Origin of the sequence: Salipaludibacillus keqinensis (assembly GCF_003226325.1) — a bacterium.
Taxonomy (GTDB): Bacteria; Bacillota; Bacilli; order Bacillales; family Salisediminibacteriaceae; genus Salipaludibacillus; species Salipaludibacillus keqinensis.
Genome location: NZ_PDOD01000005.1, coordinates 112,475 through 128,582, shown reverse-complemented (window position 1 = coordinate 128,582; position 16,108 = coordinate 112,475). Strand labels below are relative to the sequence as shown.

Genomic DNA, 16,108 nt, shown 5'->3' with positions numbered 1-16,108 from the left:
CAGGATCGCAACACCAAACCGATTCTGACTTCTTATGTTAAGTTAGATACTTTCGTCTGGGGGTATTTCTTCAACCTGCACGTCTTTTTATTCATAAGGACGGGATCCAACAGGCTGTAACGAACCTACTACAAAATGCGATTCAATATTATGAAGGGACCGGTCTAGTAAAATTACGTGGATTTCGAAAAGGGGCCAACTACTTGATTCAAGTCTCTAATCCTGGTCCAACTTTACCCACAGATAAACAGAAATGGTTGTTTGAACGTTTCTACAGAGCTGATTCGTCTAGAAGTCGGGCAACAGGTGGAACAGGCCTCGGGCTTGCAATCGTTAAAGAGATTGTCGTCACCCACCACGAAGGAGATGTCTCCGTGTCCTCTTTAAACAATGTTCATACATTTACGATTTCCCTTCCTAAGTCACACGATAAGGATAACTAATTTTCAAGTTAACCGATTCTCCAATTAAATAGGGCGATAACCTCTTTTTATCGACTTTTTACAAGCATCTTCACAGCTTCTTCAATAGTATCTTCCCGTTCTGCCGACGTTCCTTTTTGTTCAATCAAGCATGTTTCAAGATTTTTGGCTACAACATATCCAGTTGCCCGATCGAGGGCTGATCGAATCAAAGAGAGAGGGAAATATTATAATCTGCTTTGATCCGTCGATGCTCAACAAACTTCTTCTACTCCGTTCGTCGTCAATCTCTGATGTTACGTACGTTCAGCGAGAGCTCTCTACACGTTCCTCGACAATCTCTTACAAGATTATTACACAAAGTAAAAAGCCAAAAAGGATCTTCTCCTCTTCGGCTTGAAATTTCAGCTTGTGTTTTATGGCTTAAAAACTATTCTTTTTCTGTGGTTTTAATATAAAGGTGATGTAGCTAATATCGAAGTGGAAATCCCAGTCTACAAAGATATCAAGAACGTTTAAACCTAAGATTTCCTCGAAAGTACCAGGGTCCAACATTCCTTTTTCCAGCTTTCTTTTACTTAAACGCAAAGATTCAGTAAATCCCGAGCGGATAAATTCTTTTTCAATCTCAACTAGAATACCGCTTCTTTTGACTACTAGAGTTCTAGAGTTTAAATACAGAGAGTCGACTTCTTCTGGAGCCTTTTCCGCTTGCTTGCTCATTTTAATGATCTCATCATGTACTCTTTGTTTTTGTGGATAATCAGAAAAAGACTTCAATTCTTCATCATTATCCTCTGTGATGACTCCCACAAGCAAACCCGTTCTGTTTTTGATAGACCAGTCGTAATATATATTATCTATATTAATTTTTGCAGTGACCCTAAGCGTTGCTTTGATTTCAGGAATGAGTTCCTGCATGAGGCAGTCCCTTGTCTCCTCGATCTTCATGAAATTCTCTTGCCTTACTAACACCCTCTCCATCGGCGCTAGAAAATCTCTAAGATAGATCGTTACAAAAGGATGTTCAATGGACACATACACAGATTGTGGTCCTTTCCCAAAATTATCTCGAAATAACTTGGCTGTGTAACTTGCTAACTCTGCATTTATTGATTTTGCTTCCATACATTATCATTCCTTTTAAGGTAAGAATTCTAGTTTACGTTCTGTTAAGGATATGATTTTATTACCTCTTCACAAGGAAAAATAAACACCATTTCGTTCCATTTTGTTATTTATAAAAGACAATAAAGGTTGCGTGTTTTCAACGCAACCTTCTTGTCATACTAGTTTTTCTTTTTCCAGTAAGCGGCTTCTTGGCTGGATCGTAATGGAGGGAATGTTTGTCCATTTTTTAATTCAATTTGTGCTTCCTCATCTGTAGCATTACTTTTCTTCCGTCCATCTGTTAACCCATCAAATTTATACGTACCGTTTTCCGGTGCCTTTTCTCCTGTTTTGTAACGATTCGTCATAATAAATACGCTCCTTTAAAATAATTTTATTAATAAAATGCTTTCATGAAGCGGTCTTTTTACATTCCCGCTTCATATTTCAAACGTTTAGAAAGCTCTAGGAATTGCTCCTCATCGAAACCTGGAGCAAATTCTTCTGGGACATGAGCTAGGTCAGGGATTTCTCCCCCTTCTGGTGTTCCATCGACTACTTCAAGTTCTCCAGGTGGTCCAATTGGTGTCGGGCCTGTCCAAATACGGTTCAGTAACCCGTAATCGTCATCGCTAAAACGATAGAGTTTAAGGTGGGATCCTTCATCTTCGTATTTCTTTGCGTAATCGAACTTGGAATTATCTAAATCCGGGACTGGCAACATCTTTGTCATATCTACCCCTGTAATTTCTTCTAAAGCTTTCGCATAGGCGACGGCATGAACACTTCCCCGTACGAGTAAATAACCGGTTAGTTCACGTGCCGTTTCATTCGTTGTCATTTGGTACACTCTCATTTTATGTGTTCTAGCTCCGCACTCAAGATAAAAGTTATGAAGCAAATCATCGACTAGATTCCCGCTTGAGAACACATTATCTCCTGACCACGGTTTCCCAGTAGAATCAGCTGGAACGGCGTTCTGTCCACCTAGAACAAAGTTAAATTTGTTCCCAAGGCCGAGTGCATCCCTTAATGGAGCATCGTCTGGATTTTTGCTGCCGTTCCCAATGGGTCCATCAAGGCACAAATTAATAGTATTCGCCACAAGCTCCACGTGGCCAAGTTCTTCCGCTGTGATACTAGCTATCAATTCATAGAACGGACGGAGTTTCTTTTTGCTACGAAAATTAAACGATTGAAACATATAATTGTTTAACGTCGACATTTCACCGAATCGGCCGCCTAACAACTCTTGAACGGCCCCTGCTGACTCTGGATCCGGTTCGCGTACTCGTGGTAAATCAATTTGCAATCGGTCAATTCGTTTAAACATAATGAAACCTCCTTGTTTTTATTCATTGCCCTTAAGAATTTTGCAATTTTCTAAAGGGATTGCCGATAGGTTCAATCGCTTCGATTTCTTTACGATTCGCTAAAAATTCAGGGCGAGGATTCTGTCCGCCAAATGGCTGGACTAATTGATTTTCTACTGAATTAAAGACGAAGAAAATGTTGCTTCTTGAGTAAGGTGAGATGTTTCCAGCAGACCCATGCATCGTGTTGCAGTCGAAGAAAAGAACAGACCCAGCAGGACCTGTGGCGCGGTCAATTTCTCCATCTGCTTCTTCTACCAACTCGGTCATACTTTCATTATCTGGAACACCCGATTCTTGTTTTTTTAACGATGTTTTGAAATTATCCTTCTGAGTCTTTCCAGGGCAAGACACATACCACTTTTGCGACCCTGGAATGAGCATTAATGGACCATTAAATTCATAGTTGTCTGTTAAAACGATTGAACAGCTAACCGCTCTCATATTTGGCATACCGTCTTCTACGTGCCATGTCTCAAAATCAGAATGCCAATAAAATTCCTTGCCCTTAAAGCCTGGTTTAAAATTGATTCTCGATTGCATCACGTAGACTTGACTTTTCAACAACTGTTCAGCGATCTCGACAATTCTCTTGTATTTAGAAAGAGATTGAAAGAACGAGTCTTCTTTATGAATCTCAAACACGGAACGAATTTCATTGCTCCCCGGCTCTTTGATTACATGATTTGATTCTCGAAGCTCTTCTTTTCTCATTGTTTCATTTAGGCTTTCCTGCATGGCCTTAACTTCTTCATCTGTAAACAAAGAGTCAAACAGCAAGTATCCATTTTCTTCATAAAAATCTAATTCTTCTTTTTTCAAAGGTCCCTCTTCTGTGTTTCCGTAAACGACGGGATCTTTCCTTTGTGAGATTTGCGCTTCTCCATCTCCTAATCTAGATGGGTATCGATCCATTTGCATGTTCAATTTCTCCTTTCAATCTAAAAACAGTTTCTTAACTTTTAATAATCTCTCTACCAACTTCGCCATCTTGCTCTACCAGAAACGTGGCGAATCTCTCACCTTTTGAAAATAAGCCGTAATGACGATCATGACGTGCACCTCCTAGGGCTAAATAGAGAATCTTGTCATATTTATATGTAAAAAAAAAGCTGGAAAGGGCATAGGGATACCCTCTCCAGCTCATGCTTTAGCGCTATTAGTCTATGCATTGCTACTGGACGTTTATATAAATCTCTCGTGTTTAAATAATGAATGACTAGTATCTTTCATAAAGAAATCGAGTTTTATGTCTCGGCTTCCACTAGTAACCCTTCCCAGATTCTTTTTCAGTAAAACATCTTTTTTAACAATCTGATTATTTCATCAATTTCTTCCTTTGTTGTATATCTACCTAAACTAAAGCGGACCGCCCCTTTTCCTACTGATTCTTTAACTCCCATCGCCTTTAAAACTGGTGATAAAGTAATTTCATTCGCATGACATGCAGAGCCCGTAGATGCAGCAATTTGTGGGAGGGAAGCTAATATCTCTTGTCCCGTTTGGTTTAAGAAATTCACACTTAATGTGTTAGGTAATCGATCCACCGGGTGACCATTTAAAGAAATTTGATTACCACAACAATCTTGCAGGTGTCCCCAAAAATATTCTCTTAAGCTATGCATATTATTAGCTTCACCCACCAACTGTTTGGCTAGTTTGCACGCCTCCCCTAACCCCACAACGAACATGACATTTTCAGTACCCGCTCGTCGGCCATTTTCATGACCTGCACCATGAATAAGGGGTTCTAGTTCTACCCCCTCTCTAATATATAGGGCTCCAATTCCTTTCGGGGCATAGACTTTATGACCTGCTACGGTCAAAAAATCAACATTTAATGCCTTAACATCAAGCTCCACTTTCCCAACAGATTGCGAGGCATCTGTATGGAAAAGAATGCCGTTCTTTTTAGCGATTTTCCCTACTTCACTTATAGGCTGTATGGTGCCCACTTCATTATTTGAGTGCATAACAGAAATTAATATTGTATCTTTTCTGATTGCCGCCTCCACCTCGGATGGATCCACTTTCCCATGTCGGTCTACACCAATATAAGTAACTTTCGCTCCTAACTTTTCCAAGTAATGACATGGATTTAAAACAGCAGGATGTTCAATGGTAGTCGTAATGATATGTGCCTTCTTACGCTCAAATCTTCCAAATACACCTTTTAACACGTGGTTATTGGATTCACTTCCCCCACTTGTAAAAACGATTTCATTAGCTGAGGCGTTGAGGAGTGAAGCCACATGATATCTTGCCATTTCTACAGCTTTTTTCCCTTCCCTTCCTGCAAAATGAAGTGCGGACGGATTTCCATAATGTTCACTGAAAAAAGGCATCATCACTGCTTGAACTTCAGGGGCAATCGGGGTGCTGGCATTATAATCCAAATAAATCTGATTCATGTACCCACTCTCCTTAACTGTTTTAAGATTGTAAATTTATGATTAATTTTAGCCATTTTTATTGTTCTTGTAAGTATCCTTTGATACCGTTATTTTATCAAAGAGTGAAAACATCTGGGAAGGTTGTTTACATATGACTACTAAATCAAAAATAAAAATTATTAATTTATGGGAAATCTTAATCATTTCCACACGGCTCGGACTCACGTCCTTTGGAGGTCCGGTCGCCCATTTAGGTTATTTCCATGAAGAGTACGTACGAAGAAGGAAATGGATGGACGAACAAAGTTACGCTGATTTAGTTGCATTATGTCAATTTCTCCCTGGCCCTGCCAGCAGTCAGGTCGGTATTGGAATAGGAGTTATGCGTGCAGGGGTTATTGGCGGTGTAGTCTCCTTTATCGGCTTCACTCTCCCATCTGTCCTGGCGCTAATCGTGTTCGCTATTGCCCTTCAAAGCTTCGGCGTAAGTGAGGCCGGGTGGATCAATGGATTAAAGATTGTCGCCGTCGCCGTTGTGGCTCATGCTATCTTAGGTATGGCTAAAAATTTAACCCCAGATGTGCAGAGAAAAACACTGGCTCTGTTCGCTGTCGTTTGTACGTTATTATGGCAAACCCCTTTTACACAGGTTAGTGTAATTATATTAGCTGGGATCTTAGGCTATATTTTGTTTAGACAGCAAACAAGCGATGCCTCTAGCTCAACATTCAGATTTCCGCTGTCTAAACGGTTTGCTGTTGTGTGTTTATCATTGTTTTTTGGTTTGCTTGTCACTTTACCGATATTAAGAGAAATCACTTCACTTCATTGGGTAGCCATGGTTGACAGTTTTTATCGTTCAGGCTCGCTCGTTTTTGGCGGAGGTCATGTGGTTCTGCCTTTACTTGAGAGAGAGTTTGTACCGACAGGGTGGTTAACAGAAGAACAGTTCCTTGCAGGATATGGGGCAGCCCAAGCTGTACCAGGACCGCTATTCACCTTTGCTGCTTATATCGGAGCCGTCATCAATGGTTGGCAAGGAGGTCTTTTAGCAACGTTCGCGATCTTTTTGCCTGCGTTTCTGCTCATTTTAGGAACGTTGCCATTTTGGAACGTTTTGCGCCAAAATCGTCATATGAAAGCTGCTTTAATGGGTGTCAATGCAGCGGTTGTAGGTATTTTAATTTCCGCTCTTTATCATCCGATCTGGACCAGTTCGATCCGATCCCCTATTGATTTCGTGTTCGCAGCAACCTTATTTACAATGCTAGCTTACTGGAAACTTCCTCCTTGGATGGTTGTACTAACAGGAGCTGTTGGAGGGTTTCTACTAACGTTCATCTAAAATTACCGCAAAAAAAGAGACTGTCCCGCGAATCTTTAGGGACAGTCTTATTGACGTTCTTATTCATCCTCTTCATGCAACTTTAAGGAAGATCATTCCCTGCACTTCGATAAAGTTCATACCACTCTTCACGCGTTAACTGAATATGAGAAGCTTGGGCAATATCTTGAAGACGCTGTGGATTCATCGAGCCAACGACAGGTTGGATCCGAGCTGGATGACGTAAAATCCAGGCAATAGCAATCGCTGAATCTGTTACTCCTTTTTTCTCCGCAAGTTCCTGTAGCTTTGCATTTACATTAGGAAAATCCTCATTTCCAACGAAGACCCCTTCGATCATCCCGTGCTGAAATGGCGACCACGCTTGAATCGTCATGTCATTCAATCGGCTATATTCAAGGAGATTGCTGTCACGAACGATCGACGGATCATTTTGCATATTTACGTTAAACCCTGCATCAATCATTGGCGTATGCATGAGACTTAGCTGCAGCTGGTTAATAATTAAATCATCTTGTACATGTTTTTTTAACAATTCGATTTGCGCAGGATTTTGATTACTCACACCGAAATAACGAACTTTCCCGCTCTTTTTCAATTGAGTAAATGCCTCGGCCACTTCTTCAGGTTCCATTAACGCATCGGGCCGATGAAGAAGTAAGATATCAATATCATCTGTTCGAAGCCGCTTTAAACTCTCTTCTACCGAATGCAAAATATGCTCTTTAGAAAAATCAAAAAATCCATCACGAATACCGCATTTGGTCTGAAGAATCATTTGATCCCGTAAAGAAGATTTCAAATCCACCGCACCCGCAAACACTTCTTCGGACTTCCCTTTCCCATAAATATCAGCGTGATCAAATAAGTTTATTCCTTCTTCAAGCGCTGTATGTACGACGTTCGATGCTTGTTTATGTGTCAATTGGTCCATTCTCATACATCCTAATGCAATCTCTCCCGCTTGTAACTCACTTATACCCAAGTTTAGCTTCTTCAAAAGAACAACCCCTTTTCTCGTAATAGTTTTATTTTACCATGAAGCTTATTGCATCATTAGCTTCTCGACTTATGCAATTGTCTAACATTCGTTTAAGTTCATCATTCTTATGGGAATATCTATTGGAAAGGATGTGGATAACATGAGTTTTGATTACGATCTTGATTTTGACAACATTGACTTCAGGAAAGAGCCTGAAAAGTATAGAGTGGGACGAGGGGAGCAGGGAGTTCTCATGGTAGAGCCGTATAAAGGTGAAATTCTACCTCATTGGAGATTCAAAACGCCTGAGATTGCGAAAGAGTCCTCCAAGAAAATCTACGAGCTTTTTGAACAATATAAAGAAAAAGATGACTTTGTCGGAATGGATATGGCTAGGAAGTTTATTCAAATGGGCTACACAAGGGCGAGGCGTTACGCGAACTATAAAGGCGGAAAGAAATACGATAAAGAAGGGGAGATCAACACGCGAGAGATCGATGATGAGAAAGCGGAATCGGCACGGATTTTCGAAGAGAAATGGAAAATTGTCCGAACCGATGAAGAGTACTTAAAGAAAAAGAAAGAGCATCAGAAAAAATATGGTTAATTAGTATTTTAAGCATTCAGGCCTTTTTCTCCGTTATTTTGATTATGCGTCGATTCATTTGCATTTATCATTCTTTTGCTTGTAGTAAATATTGTTTAAAATTTTTTTCATAAATTCTCTTCTTTTAGATCATATTATATGGTGTGATGTGCTTAACTTGAGGTAATCCACACAGGGGGGACGACTGTTTGACTGAAATATCACTACTATTTACTATACTGTTGATGACTGTGATTATTTGGGTCGCGTTCAGATTAACTTTAAATCTCAAACCTTCTCCAATCCCCGCCAAGATAATCAGGTTGAGAAAATCTAAACACACACCTAATCATTTCAAGGAGGAATTTGCTATGGAACGAGAACAAGAGCAAAAGATCGAAAGGGCTGTTGATAAAGAAGTTTCGCATGAGTTAAGTCCGCTCAAAAACCAGCTGAAGGACATTCAAACTAAAATGGATCAGTTTCAAAATGCTCAAAAACAACAAGGTACAACTTCAGGACAAACTCAGCAGCAGGCAAATGATCTTGCCCAACAACTTCAGCAATTCAGCAACCAAGCTCAGCAACAGCAGCAACAGACGATTCAGCAACTGCAGCAATCCATTAAACAAGCCTCCGAAACACTACAAGGTGTCGATCAGTCTCTGCAGTCATTCAATGTACTAAGTCAGATTACTGATCAAATGAATCAATCTCAAGACCAACTTAACCAGCAAATGAACCAACAAAATCAGCAAATGAACCAACAAAACCAGGCACCAAACCAACCTTAGCGGCAACAAAACAAAAGTACCTGTTGGGGTGCTTTTGTTTTTGTTTCAACTGTAATATAAGTGTCGTCCCCCTCAACAGTATAAATCTTTGATTACACCCTCTTTCCGTCATGCAAAAATCTTTACGTGATACATTTTATCTCGCGGTAGACATAATCGCTACGAAGAGTTTTAGGAATGGTTTACTTCTTCTGAAATTAACCAATAAGATTTCAGTATGTCTTCGAGTGAGTATGTGGTTGAAATCACCATAATTTCATCCGTTTGATACTTTGAGCTAATCTCGATCAGCTCTCGATTCACTTCTTTTCGATTACCAATCACCATCTTTTGTTTCATTTTCGCTAATTTTTGCCTTTCAACATCGCTCAACTCATATTGTTTAGCATCTGCTATGGAAGGCATCTCTTCTTTTCCTTCACCTTTCTCCTTTTGTAAAGACCAAATAAGTGAAGAAAGGGCCACTTCATTTGCTTTCTCGTTCGTATCTGCACAAATAACGGATACGGCAACGAGCACTTTAGGTCTATCACCTTCCTTGCGAGGTTGAAAATTTTTAAGATATTGTTGAATCAACTCTCTGCCATCGTTATCACTCATGAAGTGTGCAAAGGCATATGCGATCCCTTTTTCTGCAGCAAGGCGTGAACTCTTTTTACTTGTGCCTAATAGCCATGGCTCAGGCTTTATATCGGGAAGTGGCGAAGCAGACAACCTATTATTCTCTGTGTCCTGTTCCAAAAACTGTAGCAACTCTTCGACCAATTCAGGCATTTTAAAAACTTGCTGTAGGAACTGATCAGACAGCGCATTGGTGACCTCAGCCGATCCACCTGGGGCTCGTCCCATCCCAACATCAATCCGTCCAGGAAATAATGTCGCTAGAGTATGATGAATTTCTGCCACTTTGAAAGGCTTATAATGAGGCAGCAACATGGCCCCCGTTCCAAGGCGAATGGACTCTGTATGCGCGCCGATGTAACTTAACACCACTTCTGGTGCTGAACAGGCCAGTCCTGGTAAATCATGATGCTCCGTCATCCAATACCTGGTATATCCCCATTTTTCCCCCATTTGTGCTAAAGCCCTGGAATTTTGCAATGCCTGTTGCGCTGTTTGGTTGGAAGAGACTGGCGAAGGATCTAAAATACTCAGTTTCATGAGAGAACTCCTTCTATCTAAGATTTAAGTAATGAATGTTTTAATTCGATTTATAATTTACCAACTTTTGAACCAAAGATCCTGAATCTTTGTCCGTTAAGATTACGTCTTTCTGATTGAATTTCACAAACCCTTGGTCAATCATATGGTCAAACATAGATAAAAGAGGCTCGTAGTAGCCGTTCACATTGAGTAATGCACAAGGCTTGTCATGATAGCCAATTTGAGACCATGTAAACACTTCAAACCACTCTTCTAACGTACCAATTCCTCCAGGCAGCGCCATAAACCCGTCAGCATGCTCTGCCATTAAGGCTTTTCGTTCATGCATGTTCTCTACAATGTGAAGCTTTGTTAATCTGGCATGTGCCATTTCTGCCTCGAATAACTTTTTCGGCATGACCCCTATCACTTCACCTCCACCGTCGATCACAGCGTCAGCAACAGCTCCCATGCAACCGACACTTGCCCCTCCATAAACAAGCTTTATCCCTGCGGCTGAAATGGCTTCTCCTAGTTTTTTCGCTTCTTCCATATAAATAGGATCAGCTCCTGTACCAGACCCACAAAAAACAGCGATCGTTTTCAATTGAAAAATCCTCCTATATCATGACTCGAATTAACTTGCACAGCATTGACACAAGTTCTATGACACTTCTTGTGGCTTTTTGCCACAAAAACAAGTTTTTTAAAATAGTAACATATAAGTAAAGTAAAAAGAACGATTTGTCTAGTTTTAGAGTATTAGTATTAGCGCCTTATCACAAATAAACAGTCTCTATATCTTAAGGTAGCTTGAATAAGAGCTGAAATCATACATATCTTTTAATCTTTCATAAAGGGGTGAGGTCTTTGAATAAATTAACGGATGATTTACTTTTAGAAATATATAAAAGAGCGATTGAATTAGAATTAGACGGCCAATTCATTCAAATACTCAAGGATGAACTCAATAAAAGGGGATTACTGTTAAAGGAATAGGCCTTACCGTTCATTTAATTTCCTCTCGTCTATATATAAAATGATATATAAGGATGTTAGGAAAAAAGGAGAACGAACGTGAAAAGACAATGGTTAATTAATTTAAGAAAAGATAAACAACTGACTCAACAATGTGTCGCCTCCATGGCATACATTGATCGAGGCTTTTATGCTCAAATTGAAAATGGGACGAGAGATCCTAGTATACACGTGGCAAAAAAAATAGCCAATGCATTGTTTATTAGTCCAGCAGCTTTTTTCTCCCATCAAATAGAAGTGCTATTTGAATCTTCTTTAATTCACAGTCCTATCGTAGTTGCACACTTCGACTTGGAACTAAAGTATACGTGGATTTTCAATCCCCACAATGATTTTGATCCAAATGACTTATTAGGAAAAACAGACGAGCAAATCACAAAAAATGATGGGACAATCGCTCTTATGAACTTAAAGCGGGAAGTGATTGAAACAAATCATATCGTTAGAAAAAAGATTACCTTTCCTACCTCTGAGGGTTTTATAACTTACGACGTGTTTGGTAAACCTATATTAGAAGCAGGTCATTTAATAGGCGGCACTACCGTTTCTTCAGACGTAACTCACTTAATAACCTAGCCATCTTATGGATTTTTTTAATCAATTGTTTAATAGTGAAGTAACTATAAAGAGTTTTTATCAGTTGTCTTCTTATAGCTGTCTAAAACTCCTTTGAGACGATCAATTTCTTCATCAGAAAGTTCTTCAATCCGGTCGATTTCACTTTTCATATACACAATTGCTGGTTTATCCTCTTTTTCATTTTTTCCTTGTAAGAAATAGGAAGCTACCGAACTAGTAACCATTCCTAACAGCCCAATCCCTACCATCATAAGTAATATAGCTATCATTCTGCCAATAGGTGTTTCAGGTGAAATATCACCATATCCTACTGTTGTAGAAGTGACCACCGCCCACCATACCGCATCTGTATAGGTGTGAATGGTCGGTTCAATGATTCGTATCGGAATCGACGAAATGAATATAAGAATAAACGTTGCCAATACCACTTTATCTAAATGATTCGTGCGCATCACGGCAAAAAATGGCTGTAAATAGTGTTTTAATATGGCGAGACTTCTTACCAATCTGATTAATCTGGCAATCCTCGCCAACCGGAATATGCTATCAAAAGGAATGATGGCGACGATATCAAGGGGATTTTTCTTAAGGTATTGAATTTTATCGGGACTTCTGATTAGCCTTACACTTACATCGACAACAAAAATAATCCAGATCATTAAATCCAAATTACGGACGAAATGACTGCCATCATCACTCCAGATAAAAAGCACAGAAATCAAAGCTAAAATGACCATCATGCACTCATACAATATTTTTAATTTTTTGTACCGTTGAATGCCTTCATCCATCCTCTATCATCCTCTCAATCAAACTTCAATAATCCTATACAAAGTATAGCAATGTCCAAGACTCTAAAACATCTGTTTCTTTAAAAAAATAGGGTGATTTTTTCCAATTGCCGCTACTCAACTCTTTTGCATGATAAAATGCAGAAAAAGGAGTGAGTGTGTATTAGACATAACAAATGGTTCTCTTACTTATGGGTGGCTTGCTTTGTTTTTGTGGTGGGCTGTGGTGATGCAAATGAATCTGGAAATTCTATAGCAGAAACAACTACTGGGAATCAGGAATTAGAAGTGGAAGATACTTCTAACCAAGAAGATGAAGATCTGGCGACCAACGAAGAAAATAACGTTGATAACAACACTGAAACGGATACTTCCGAGGCCATTGAAGAAGAGTCTCTAGAAAATGAAAATATGGAAGAACATACGGTTGAAAACAATGATGAACCCGTCAATGAGCCAGATGAAACAACTAATGAAACGAATAATAGTGAGCCAGAGAACGAAGTCCTTGAAGAAGTGGAGGACCTTGAGGAACTAGAAGAACTAGAAGAACTTTCTGTACATTTTATTGATGTGGGACAAGCAGATGCGACCCTTTTCCAGTTTACTCATGAAGGTGAGGAATTTGCAGTATTATTTGATACGGGAAATTGGAACAGAAATGATACAGTCAATTATTTGCACGATCAAGATATTTCATCTTTAGACGTGATGATCGGAAGCCACCCTCACGCCGATCACATAGGTCAAATGGATAAAATATTGGACGAATTTGACGTCGGTGAAGTGTGGATGTCTGGAGATGAGACCTCCTCTCAAACATTTGAACGAGTACTAGATGCGATCGAATCTTCTGATGTTGCATATGAAGAGCCACGAGCGGGTGATGTCTTTGGTATTGATCCTCTTACAATCGAAGTCTTTAACCCGGAAACGTTAACCGGTGATGTTCATGAAGGATCTCTCACTGCCAAATTTACCTTCGGCGAAGTTTCCTTTTTACTAACTGGGGACGCTGAAACACAAACAGAACAGGCCATGATTACACGTGATCACGACTTATCAGCCGACGTCTTGCAACTTGGTCATCACGGGTCAGATACCTCGACTTCTTCAGAATTTCTGTCAGCCGTTTCTCCTACGATCGCTATCGTTTCAGCAGGGGCGGGTAATCAATACGGTCATCCTCATGATTCTGTAGTGGAACGAATCCAAGAGGCAGGAGTAGACTTGTACGGAACACATGTCAACGGGACGATTGTGATTGAAACGGACGGCGAGAACATCGATACACTAACGAGCGAAGATGGTACGATCTCTCCTTCTTCAACGGATAGCGGATCGAGCAACACGGAAGAAAAGGTGGAAGAAGAGACAGAGACTAAAGAAAATGAAGAACATGAGGAATCGAGTGAACCAGCTACAGATGCTTCATGTATTGATATAAACAGTGCTACTATTGATGAACTTCAAGAGATCATTCATATCGGTCCCGCTCGTGCAGAGGAAATGCTTGATTTACGACCATTCAGTTCAGTGGATGACATGACTCGGATTAATGGCATTGCCGCTAAAACGTTGGAAGATATCAAATCAGAGGGAAATGCTTGTATAGGAGGTTAATATGAATACTTTGGGCGTTATTGATCGAATGGAAGACAACCAATATGCTGTCATTCTTGCAGAAACTGAAGGAAAAGAATTTGTAGTGAACAGAGGGGAGTTGCCTGACGGAGCTAAAGAAGGGACTTGGCTTCATCTCATCCTTGAGAATGAGAAGGTGATAAACATGACGATCGATCATGATAAGACCATGGCTCAAAAAACGAAAATAAAGAATCAATTAGCACGGATCAAGAAAAAAAGTAGCGGGAGTAAGTTTAAGAGGAAGTAATCACATGTATATAGGTCGAGATACTTCCCTTGTTCGTCGCTAATCTCTCATTTTGGCTGCGTTCAGACTAACGCTCCCCCTCTGTTCGTCGCTAATCTCCCATCATTGCTCTTTTTTTACCTGAGATTAGATAAAAACACCCTCCTATCGACTTAAAAGCGAGCCGGAGTTTCCTCCAAGCTCGCTTTTCTCAAAGTATAGGTATTAGATACTCTCTTTTGTATTGGAATTCATATAATATATCAGGTTATCGGTCCAGCCTCCGAATTCATAAATGAACCCTTTTCTTGTGCATTCATAAGACATGCCGACGCTTTTGGCTAACCGGATAGAAGCTTCGTTGTCTGTGTTAATGTGGGCCTCAATCCGATGGAATTTCAACTCATTGAATGCCAGATCCACTGCAAGCTTGACTGATTCATGTCCGTAGCCATTTTTCCAGTGCTGATTATGAATCATATAGCCGATCCTGCCCCACTGAAAGTCATTCCTTTCAAGTGTTGAGAAATCTACCATTCCTAGGTGCTTCCCGTCCTTTTTGCGAAAAACAGCGAAAATATGGGATTCGTCAGTTAACGCCAACTGCTGGTGTTTCTTTACCAAGTTAACAAACCAATTCTCCGAACAAATACTCATGTCTCTCTTCCCTTCATCATGACGGTGATGAGAAGGTTTTCTAGCTTTAAATTCAGTCAGCCAATTCTTGTAATCCTCTTCCTCAAGAGGGCGTAAAATTAACCGGTCAGATTCAGCACAGAGGTCGAACGTTTTTTCTTTTTTTGACAATGTGATGTCTCCTTTTCATGACGTTTTTTTGATACATATGTGCTTTTTCTACTGAAAAAAAATAGATTTGTCATAAGCCATCACACCTTTCAAAAAAGATAAGTTAAATATTACCACAAACTCTTTGCCTTTTTAATAAAAATTCAATGTTAATATTGAAACTGCGCTTCTACTTTTGCCACAATCACGAGCTGCCCCGGCTCAATCGGAGTTGTCGTCGCCCCTTGGACAGATGCAAAGGCGGTAAAAGGACGGTCACGGTCGATGTTTAATTCAATTACTTTCACAGGAATTAGATCAACATTTACATTGAATGTACGAGCAATCGTTTGAGCTTTCAATTGAGCATCTTGCAACGCCTTGTTCAAAGATCTTTGATACAACACATTCGGATTTTCTACCGTCAGTTCGATATTCGACACTCGATTAACGCCATTTTCTACGGCAACATCGATTGCTTGCCCCACTTGATTCAAGTTTTTTATTGTGACGGTCAATCCGTTAACTACTTGATAGTTCCTGAATACTTGTTGGCCGTCTACATAATCATACGTTGGGCGAATGTTGTAAGTCGTTGTCTGCAAATGTTCTCTCGGAATGCCTAATTGAATGAGAGCCTGGATCACTTGGGTCATGATCACCGCATTCTCCTGCTGAGCTAGACTTAGAGACTCATTTTCCGTTACCACGTCTAATTCAACGCTGGCTGTATCTGGTTCTACTGAAAGGTTCCCCTCCCCTATCACTGTCATCATACGAGTTCCGTTCCCTTGTTCTCGATATGAATCATACATAAGCACTCCGCCACCTTTCTTGTTATCTACATTAATGAATGTATATGCTGTAGCAAGGAGGAAAAATGCTTGGCAGAA

20 protein-coding genes are annotated in these 16,108 nt (G+C 40.0%); 8 read left to right on the top strand and 12 right to left on the bottom strand.

The features are described 5' to 3' along the window. Nucleotides 1-56: 56 nt before the first annotated feature. On the top strand, nucleotides 57-443 hold the full coding sequence (locus CR194_RS17350; protein ID WP_110611388.1) for a sensor histidine kinase: 387 nt from the start codon (nucleotides 57-59) through the stop codon (nucleotides 441-443). Between the two features lie 47 nt (nucleotides 444-490). Here CR194_RS17350 and CR194_RS20345 read toward each other — a convergent pair whose 3' ends face one another. The 6 genes from CR194_RS20345 to CR194_RS17325 all read right to left on the bottom strand — a co-directional run bounded on the left by CR194_RS20345 (nucleotide 491) and on the right by CR194_RS17325 (nucleotide 5,316). After that, nucleotides 491-634, bottom strand: coding sequence for a metal-sensitive transcriptional regulator (locus CR194_RS20345; protein WP_158282304.1), 144 nt, complete (start codon nucleotides 632-634; stop codon nucleotides 491-493). A 211-nt stretch (nucleotides 635-845) separates the two neighbouring features. After that, nucleotides 846-1,550: a DUF2294 domain-containing protein gene (locus CR194_RS17345; RefSeq protein ID WP_110611386.1), complete on the bottom strand. Its 705-nt coding sequence runs from the start codon at nucleotides 1,548-1,550 to the stop codon at nucleotides 846-848. Nucleotides 1,551-1,711: 161 nt separating this feature from the next. Then, nucleotides 1,712-1,900: a YjzC family protein gene (locus tag CR194_RS17340; protein WP_110611384.1), complete on the bottom strand. Its 189-nt coding sequence runs from the start codon at nucleotides 1,898-1,900 to the stop codon at nucleotides 1,712-1,714. A gap of 59 nt (nucleotides 1,901-1,959) precedes the next feature. Then, on the bottom strand, nucleotides 1,960-2,865 hold the full coding sequence (locus tag CR194_RS17335; protein ID WP_110611382.1) for a manganese catalase family protein: 906 nt from the start codon (nucleotides 2,863-2,865) through the stop codon (nucleotides 1,960-1,962). 31 nt (nucleotides 2,866-2,896) lie between these two features. Beyond that, nucleotides 2,897-3,826 carry an ectoine hydroxylase gene (thpD, locus tag CR194_RS17330; RefSeq protein ID WP_110611380.1) on the bottom strand — a complete coding sequence of 310 codons (930 nt, stop codon included), beginning with the start codon at nucleotides 3,824-3,826 and terminating at the stop codon, nucleotides 2,897-2,899. Between the two features lie 368 nt (nucleotides 3,827-4,194). Next, nucleotides 4,195-5,316 (bottom strand): cysteine desulfurase family protein, encoded by a 1,122-nt coding sequence (locus tag CR194_RS17325; protein WP_110611378.1) that lies wholly within the window; start codon nucleotides 5,314-5,316, stop codon nucleotides 4,195-4,197. A gap of 133 nt (nucleotides 5,317-5,449) precedes the next feature. Between CR194_RS17325 and CR194_RS17320 the strand changes: the two genes are divergently transcribed. Beyond that, on the top strand, nucleotides 5,450-6,643 hold the full coding sequence (locus tag CR194_RS17320; RefSeq protein ID WP_110611376.1) for a chromate transporter: 1,194 nt from the start codon (nucleotides 5,450-5,452) through the stop codon (nucleotides 6,641-6,643). Nucleotides 6,644-6,725: 82 nt separating this feature from the next. Here the strand turns inward: CR194_RS17320 and CR194_RS17315 are convergent, their stop codons facing one another. Continuing rightward, nucleotides 6,726-7,643, bottom strand: coding sequence for an aldo/keto reductase (locus tag CR194_RS17315; protein ID WP_110611374.1), 918 nt, complete (start codon nucleotides 7,641-7,643; stop codon nucleotides 6,726-6,728). A gap of 142 nt (nucleotides 7,644-7,785) precedes the next feature. Here CR194_RS17315 and CR194_RS17310 point away from each other — a divergent pair, with 142 nt between their 5' ends. Then, entirely contained in the window at nucleotides 7,786-8,232 is a 447-nt protein-coding gene (locus CR194_RS17310) for a DUF4385 domain-containing protein (protein ID WP_110611372.1), read from the top strand. 350 nt (nucleotides 8,233-8,582) lie between these two features. After that, nucleotides 8,583-9,005 (top strand): hypothetical protein, encoded by a 423-nt coding sequence (locus tag CR194_RS17305; RefSeq protein ID WP_146035971.1) that lies wholly within the window; start codon nucleotides 8,583-8,585, stop codon nucleotides 9,003-9,005. A gap of 171 nt (nucleotides 9,006-9,176) precedes the next feature. Here CR194_RS17305 and CR194_RS17300 read toward each other — a convergent pair whose 3' ends face one another. Together CR194_RS17300 and CR194_RS17295 are read right to left on the bottom strand one after the other, a co-directional pair. After that, the gene (locus CR194_RS17300) at nucleotides 9,177-10,166 is read right to left on the bottom strand and encodes an LLM class flavin-dependent oxidoreductase (RefSeq protein WP_110611368.1); all 990 of its coding nucleotides are present in this window, start codon (nucleotides 10,164-10,166) and stop codon (nucleotides 9,177-9,179) included. 40 nt (nucleotides 10,167-10,206) lie between these two features. Beyond that, nucleotides 10,207-10,755 carry an LOG family protein gene (locus CR194_RS17295; RefSeq protein WP_110611366.1) on the bottom strand — a complete coding sequence of 183 codons (549 nt, stop codon included), beginning with the start codon at nucleotides 10,753-10,755 and terminating at the stop codon, nucleotides 10,207-10,209. 263 nt (nucleotides 10,756-11,018) lie between these two features. Between CR194_RS17295 and sda the strand changes: the two genes are divergently transcribed. Together sda and CR194_RS17285 are read left to right on the top strand one after the other, a co-directional pair. Then, nucleotides 11,019-11,147 carry a sporulation histidine kinase inhibitor Sda gene (gene sda, locus CR194_RS17290; RefSeq protein ID WP_110611364.1) on the top strand — a complete coding sequence of 43 codons (129 nt, stop codon included), beginning with the start codon at nucleotides 11,019-11,021 and terminating at the stop codon, nucleotides 11,145-11,147. Between the two features lie 78 nt (nucleotides 11,148-11,225). Continuing rightward, entirely contained in the window at nucleotides 11,226-11,762 is a 537-nt protein-coding gene (locus tag CR194_RS17285) for a helix-turn-helix domain-containing protein (RefSeq protein WP_233254407.1), read from the top strand. Between the two features lie 44 nt (nucleotides 11,763-11,806). On the opposite strand, the gene CR194_RS17280 is transcribed toward CR194_RS17285, so the two are convergent. Further along, nucleotides 11,807-12,556 carry a potassium channel family protein gene (locus CR194_RS17280; RefSeq protein ID WP_110611362.1) on the bottom strand — a complete coding sequence of 250 codons (750 nt, stop codon included), beginning with the start codon at nucleotides 12,554-12,556 and terminating at the stop codon, nucleotides 11,807-11,809. A 156-nt stretch (nucleotides 12,557-12,712) separates the two neighbouring features. On the opposite strand from CR194_RS17280, the gene CR194_RS17275 reads away from it, so the two are divergent. Both CR194_RS17275 and CR194_RS17270 read left to right on the top strand, forming a co-directional pair. Further along, nucleotides 12,713-14,179, top strand: a complete 1,467-nt coding sequence (locus CR194_RS17275) for an MBL fold metallo-hydrolase (protein WP_233254406.1) — start codon at nucleotides 12,713-12,715, stop codon at nucleotides 14,177-14,179. 1 nt (nucleotide 14,180) lies between these two features. Then, nucleotides 14,181-14,450, top strand: a complete 270-nt coding sequence (locus tag CR194_RS17270) for a DUF3006 domain-containing protein (RefSeq protein ID WP_110611360.1) — start codon at nucleotides 14,181-14,183, stop codon at nucleotides 14,448-14,450. Between the two features lie 204 nt (nucleotides 14,451-14,654). Here CR194_RS17270 and CR194_RS17265 read toward each other — a convergent pair whose 3' ends face one another. Together CR194_RS17265 and CR194_RS17260 are read right to left on the bottom strand one after the other, a co-directional pair. Then, entirely contained in the window at nucleotides 14,655-15,236 is a 582-nt protein-coding gene (locus CR194_RS17265) for a GNAT family N-acetyltransferase (RefSeq protein WP_110611358.1), read from the bottom strand. Between the two features lie 149 nt (nucleotides 15,237-15,385). After that, nucleotides 15,386-16,030 carry an SIMPL domain-containing protein gene (locus CR194_RS17260; protein ID WP_110611356.1) on the bottom strand — a complete coding sequence of 215 codons (645 nt, stop codon included), beginning with the start codon at nucleotides 16,028-16,030 and terminating at the stop codon, nucleotides 15,386-15,388. Nucleotides 16,031-16,108 lie beyond the last annotated feature (78 nt).

Bases quoted from the DNA above. Each gene is read 5' to 3' on its own strand.
- CR194_RS17345 (WP_110611386.1), bottom strand. From the start codon at position 1,550: ATGGAAGCAAAATCAATAAATGCAGAGTTAGCAAGTTACACAGCCAAG.
- CR194_RS17340 (WP_110611384.1), bottom strand. From the start codon at position 1,900: ATGACGAATCGTTACAAAACAGGAGAAAAGGCACCGGAAAACGGTACG.
- CR194_RS17335 (WP_110611382.1), bottom strand. From the start codon at position 2,865: ATGTTTAAACGAATTGACCGATTGCAAATTGATTTACCACGAGTACGC.
- thpD (WP_110611380.1), bottom strand. From the start codon at position 3,826: ATGCAAATGGATCGATACCCATCTAGATTAGGAGATGGAGAAGCGCAA.
- CR194_RS17325 (WP_110611378.1), bottom strand. From the start codon at position 5,316: ATGAATCAGATTTATTTGGATTATAATGCCAGCACCCCGATTGCCCCT.
- CR194_RS17320 (WP_110611376.1), top strand. From the start codon at position 5,450: ATGACTACTAAATCAAAAATAAAAATTATTAATTTATGGGAAATCTTA.
- CR194_RS17310 (WP_110611372.1), top strand. From the start codon at position 7,786: ATGAGTTTTGATTACGATCTTGATTTTGACAACATTGACTTCAGGAAA.
- CR194_RS17305 (WP_146035971.1), top strand. From the start codon at position 8,583: ATGGAACGAGAACAAGAGCAAAAGATCGAAAGGGCTGTTGATAAAGAA.
- CR194_RS17300 (WP_110611368.1), bottom strand. From the start codon at position 10,166: ATGAAACTGAGTATTTTAGATCCTTCGCCAGTCTCTTCCAACCAAACA.
- CR194_RS17280 (WP_110611362.1), bottom strand. From the start codon at position 12,556: ATGGATGAAGGCATTCAACGGTACAAAAAATTAAAAATATTGTATGAG.
- CR194_RS17270 (WP_110611360.1), top strand. From the start codon at position 14,181: ATGAATACTTTGGGCGTTATTGATCGAATGGAAGACAACCAATATGCT.
- CR194_RS17260 (WP_110611356.1), bottom strand. From the start codon at position 16,030: ATGTATGATTCATATCGAGAACAAGGGAACGGAACTCGTATGATGACA.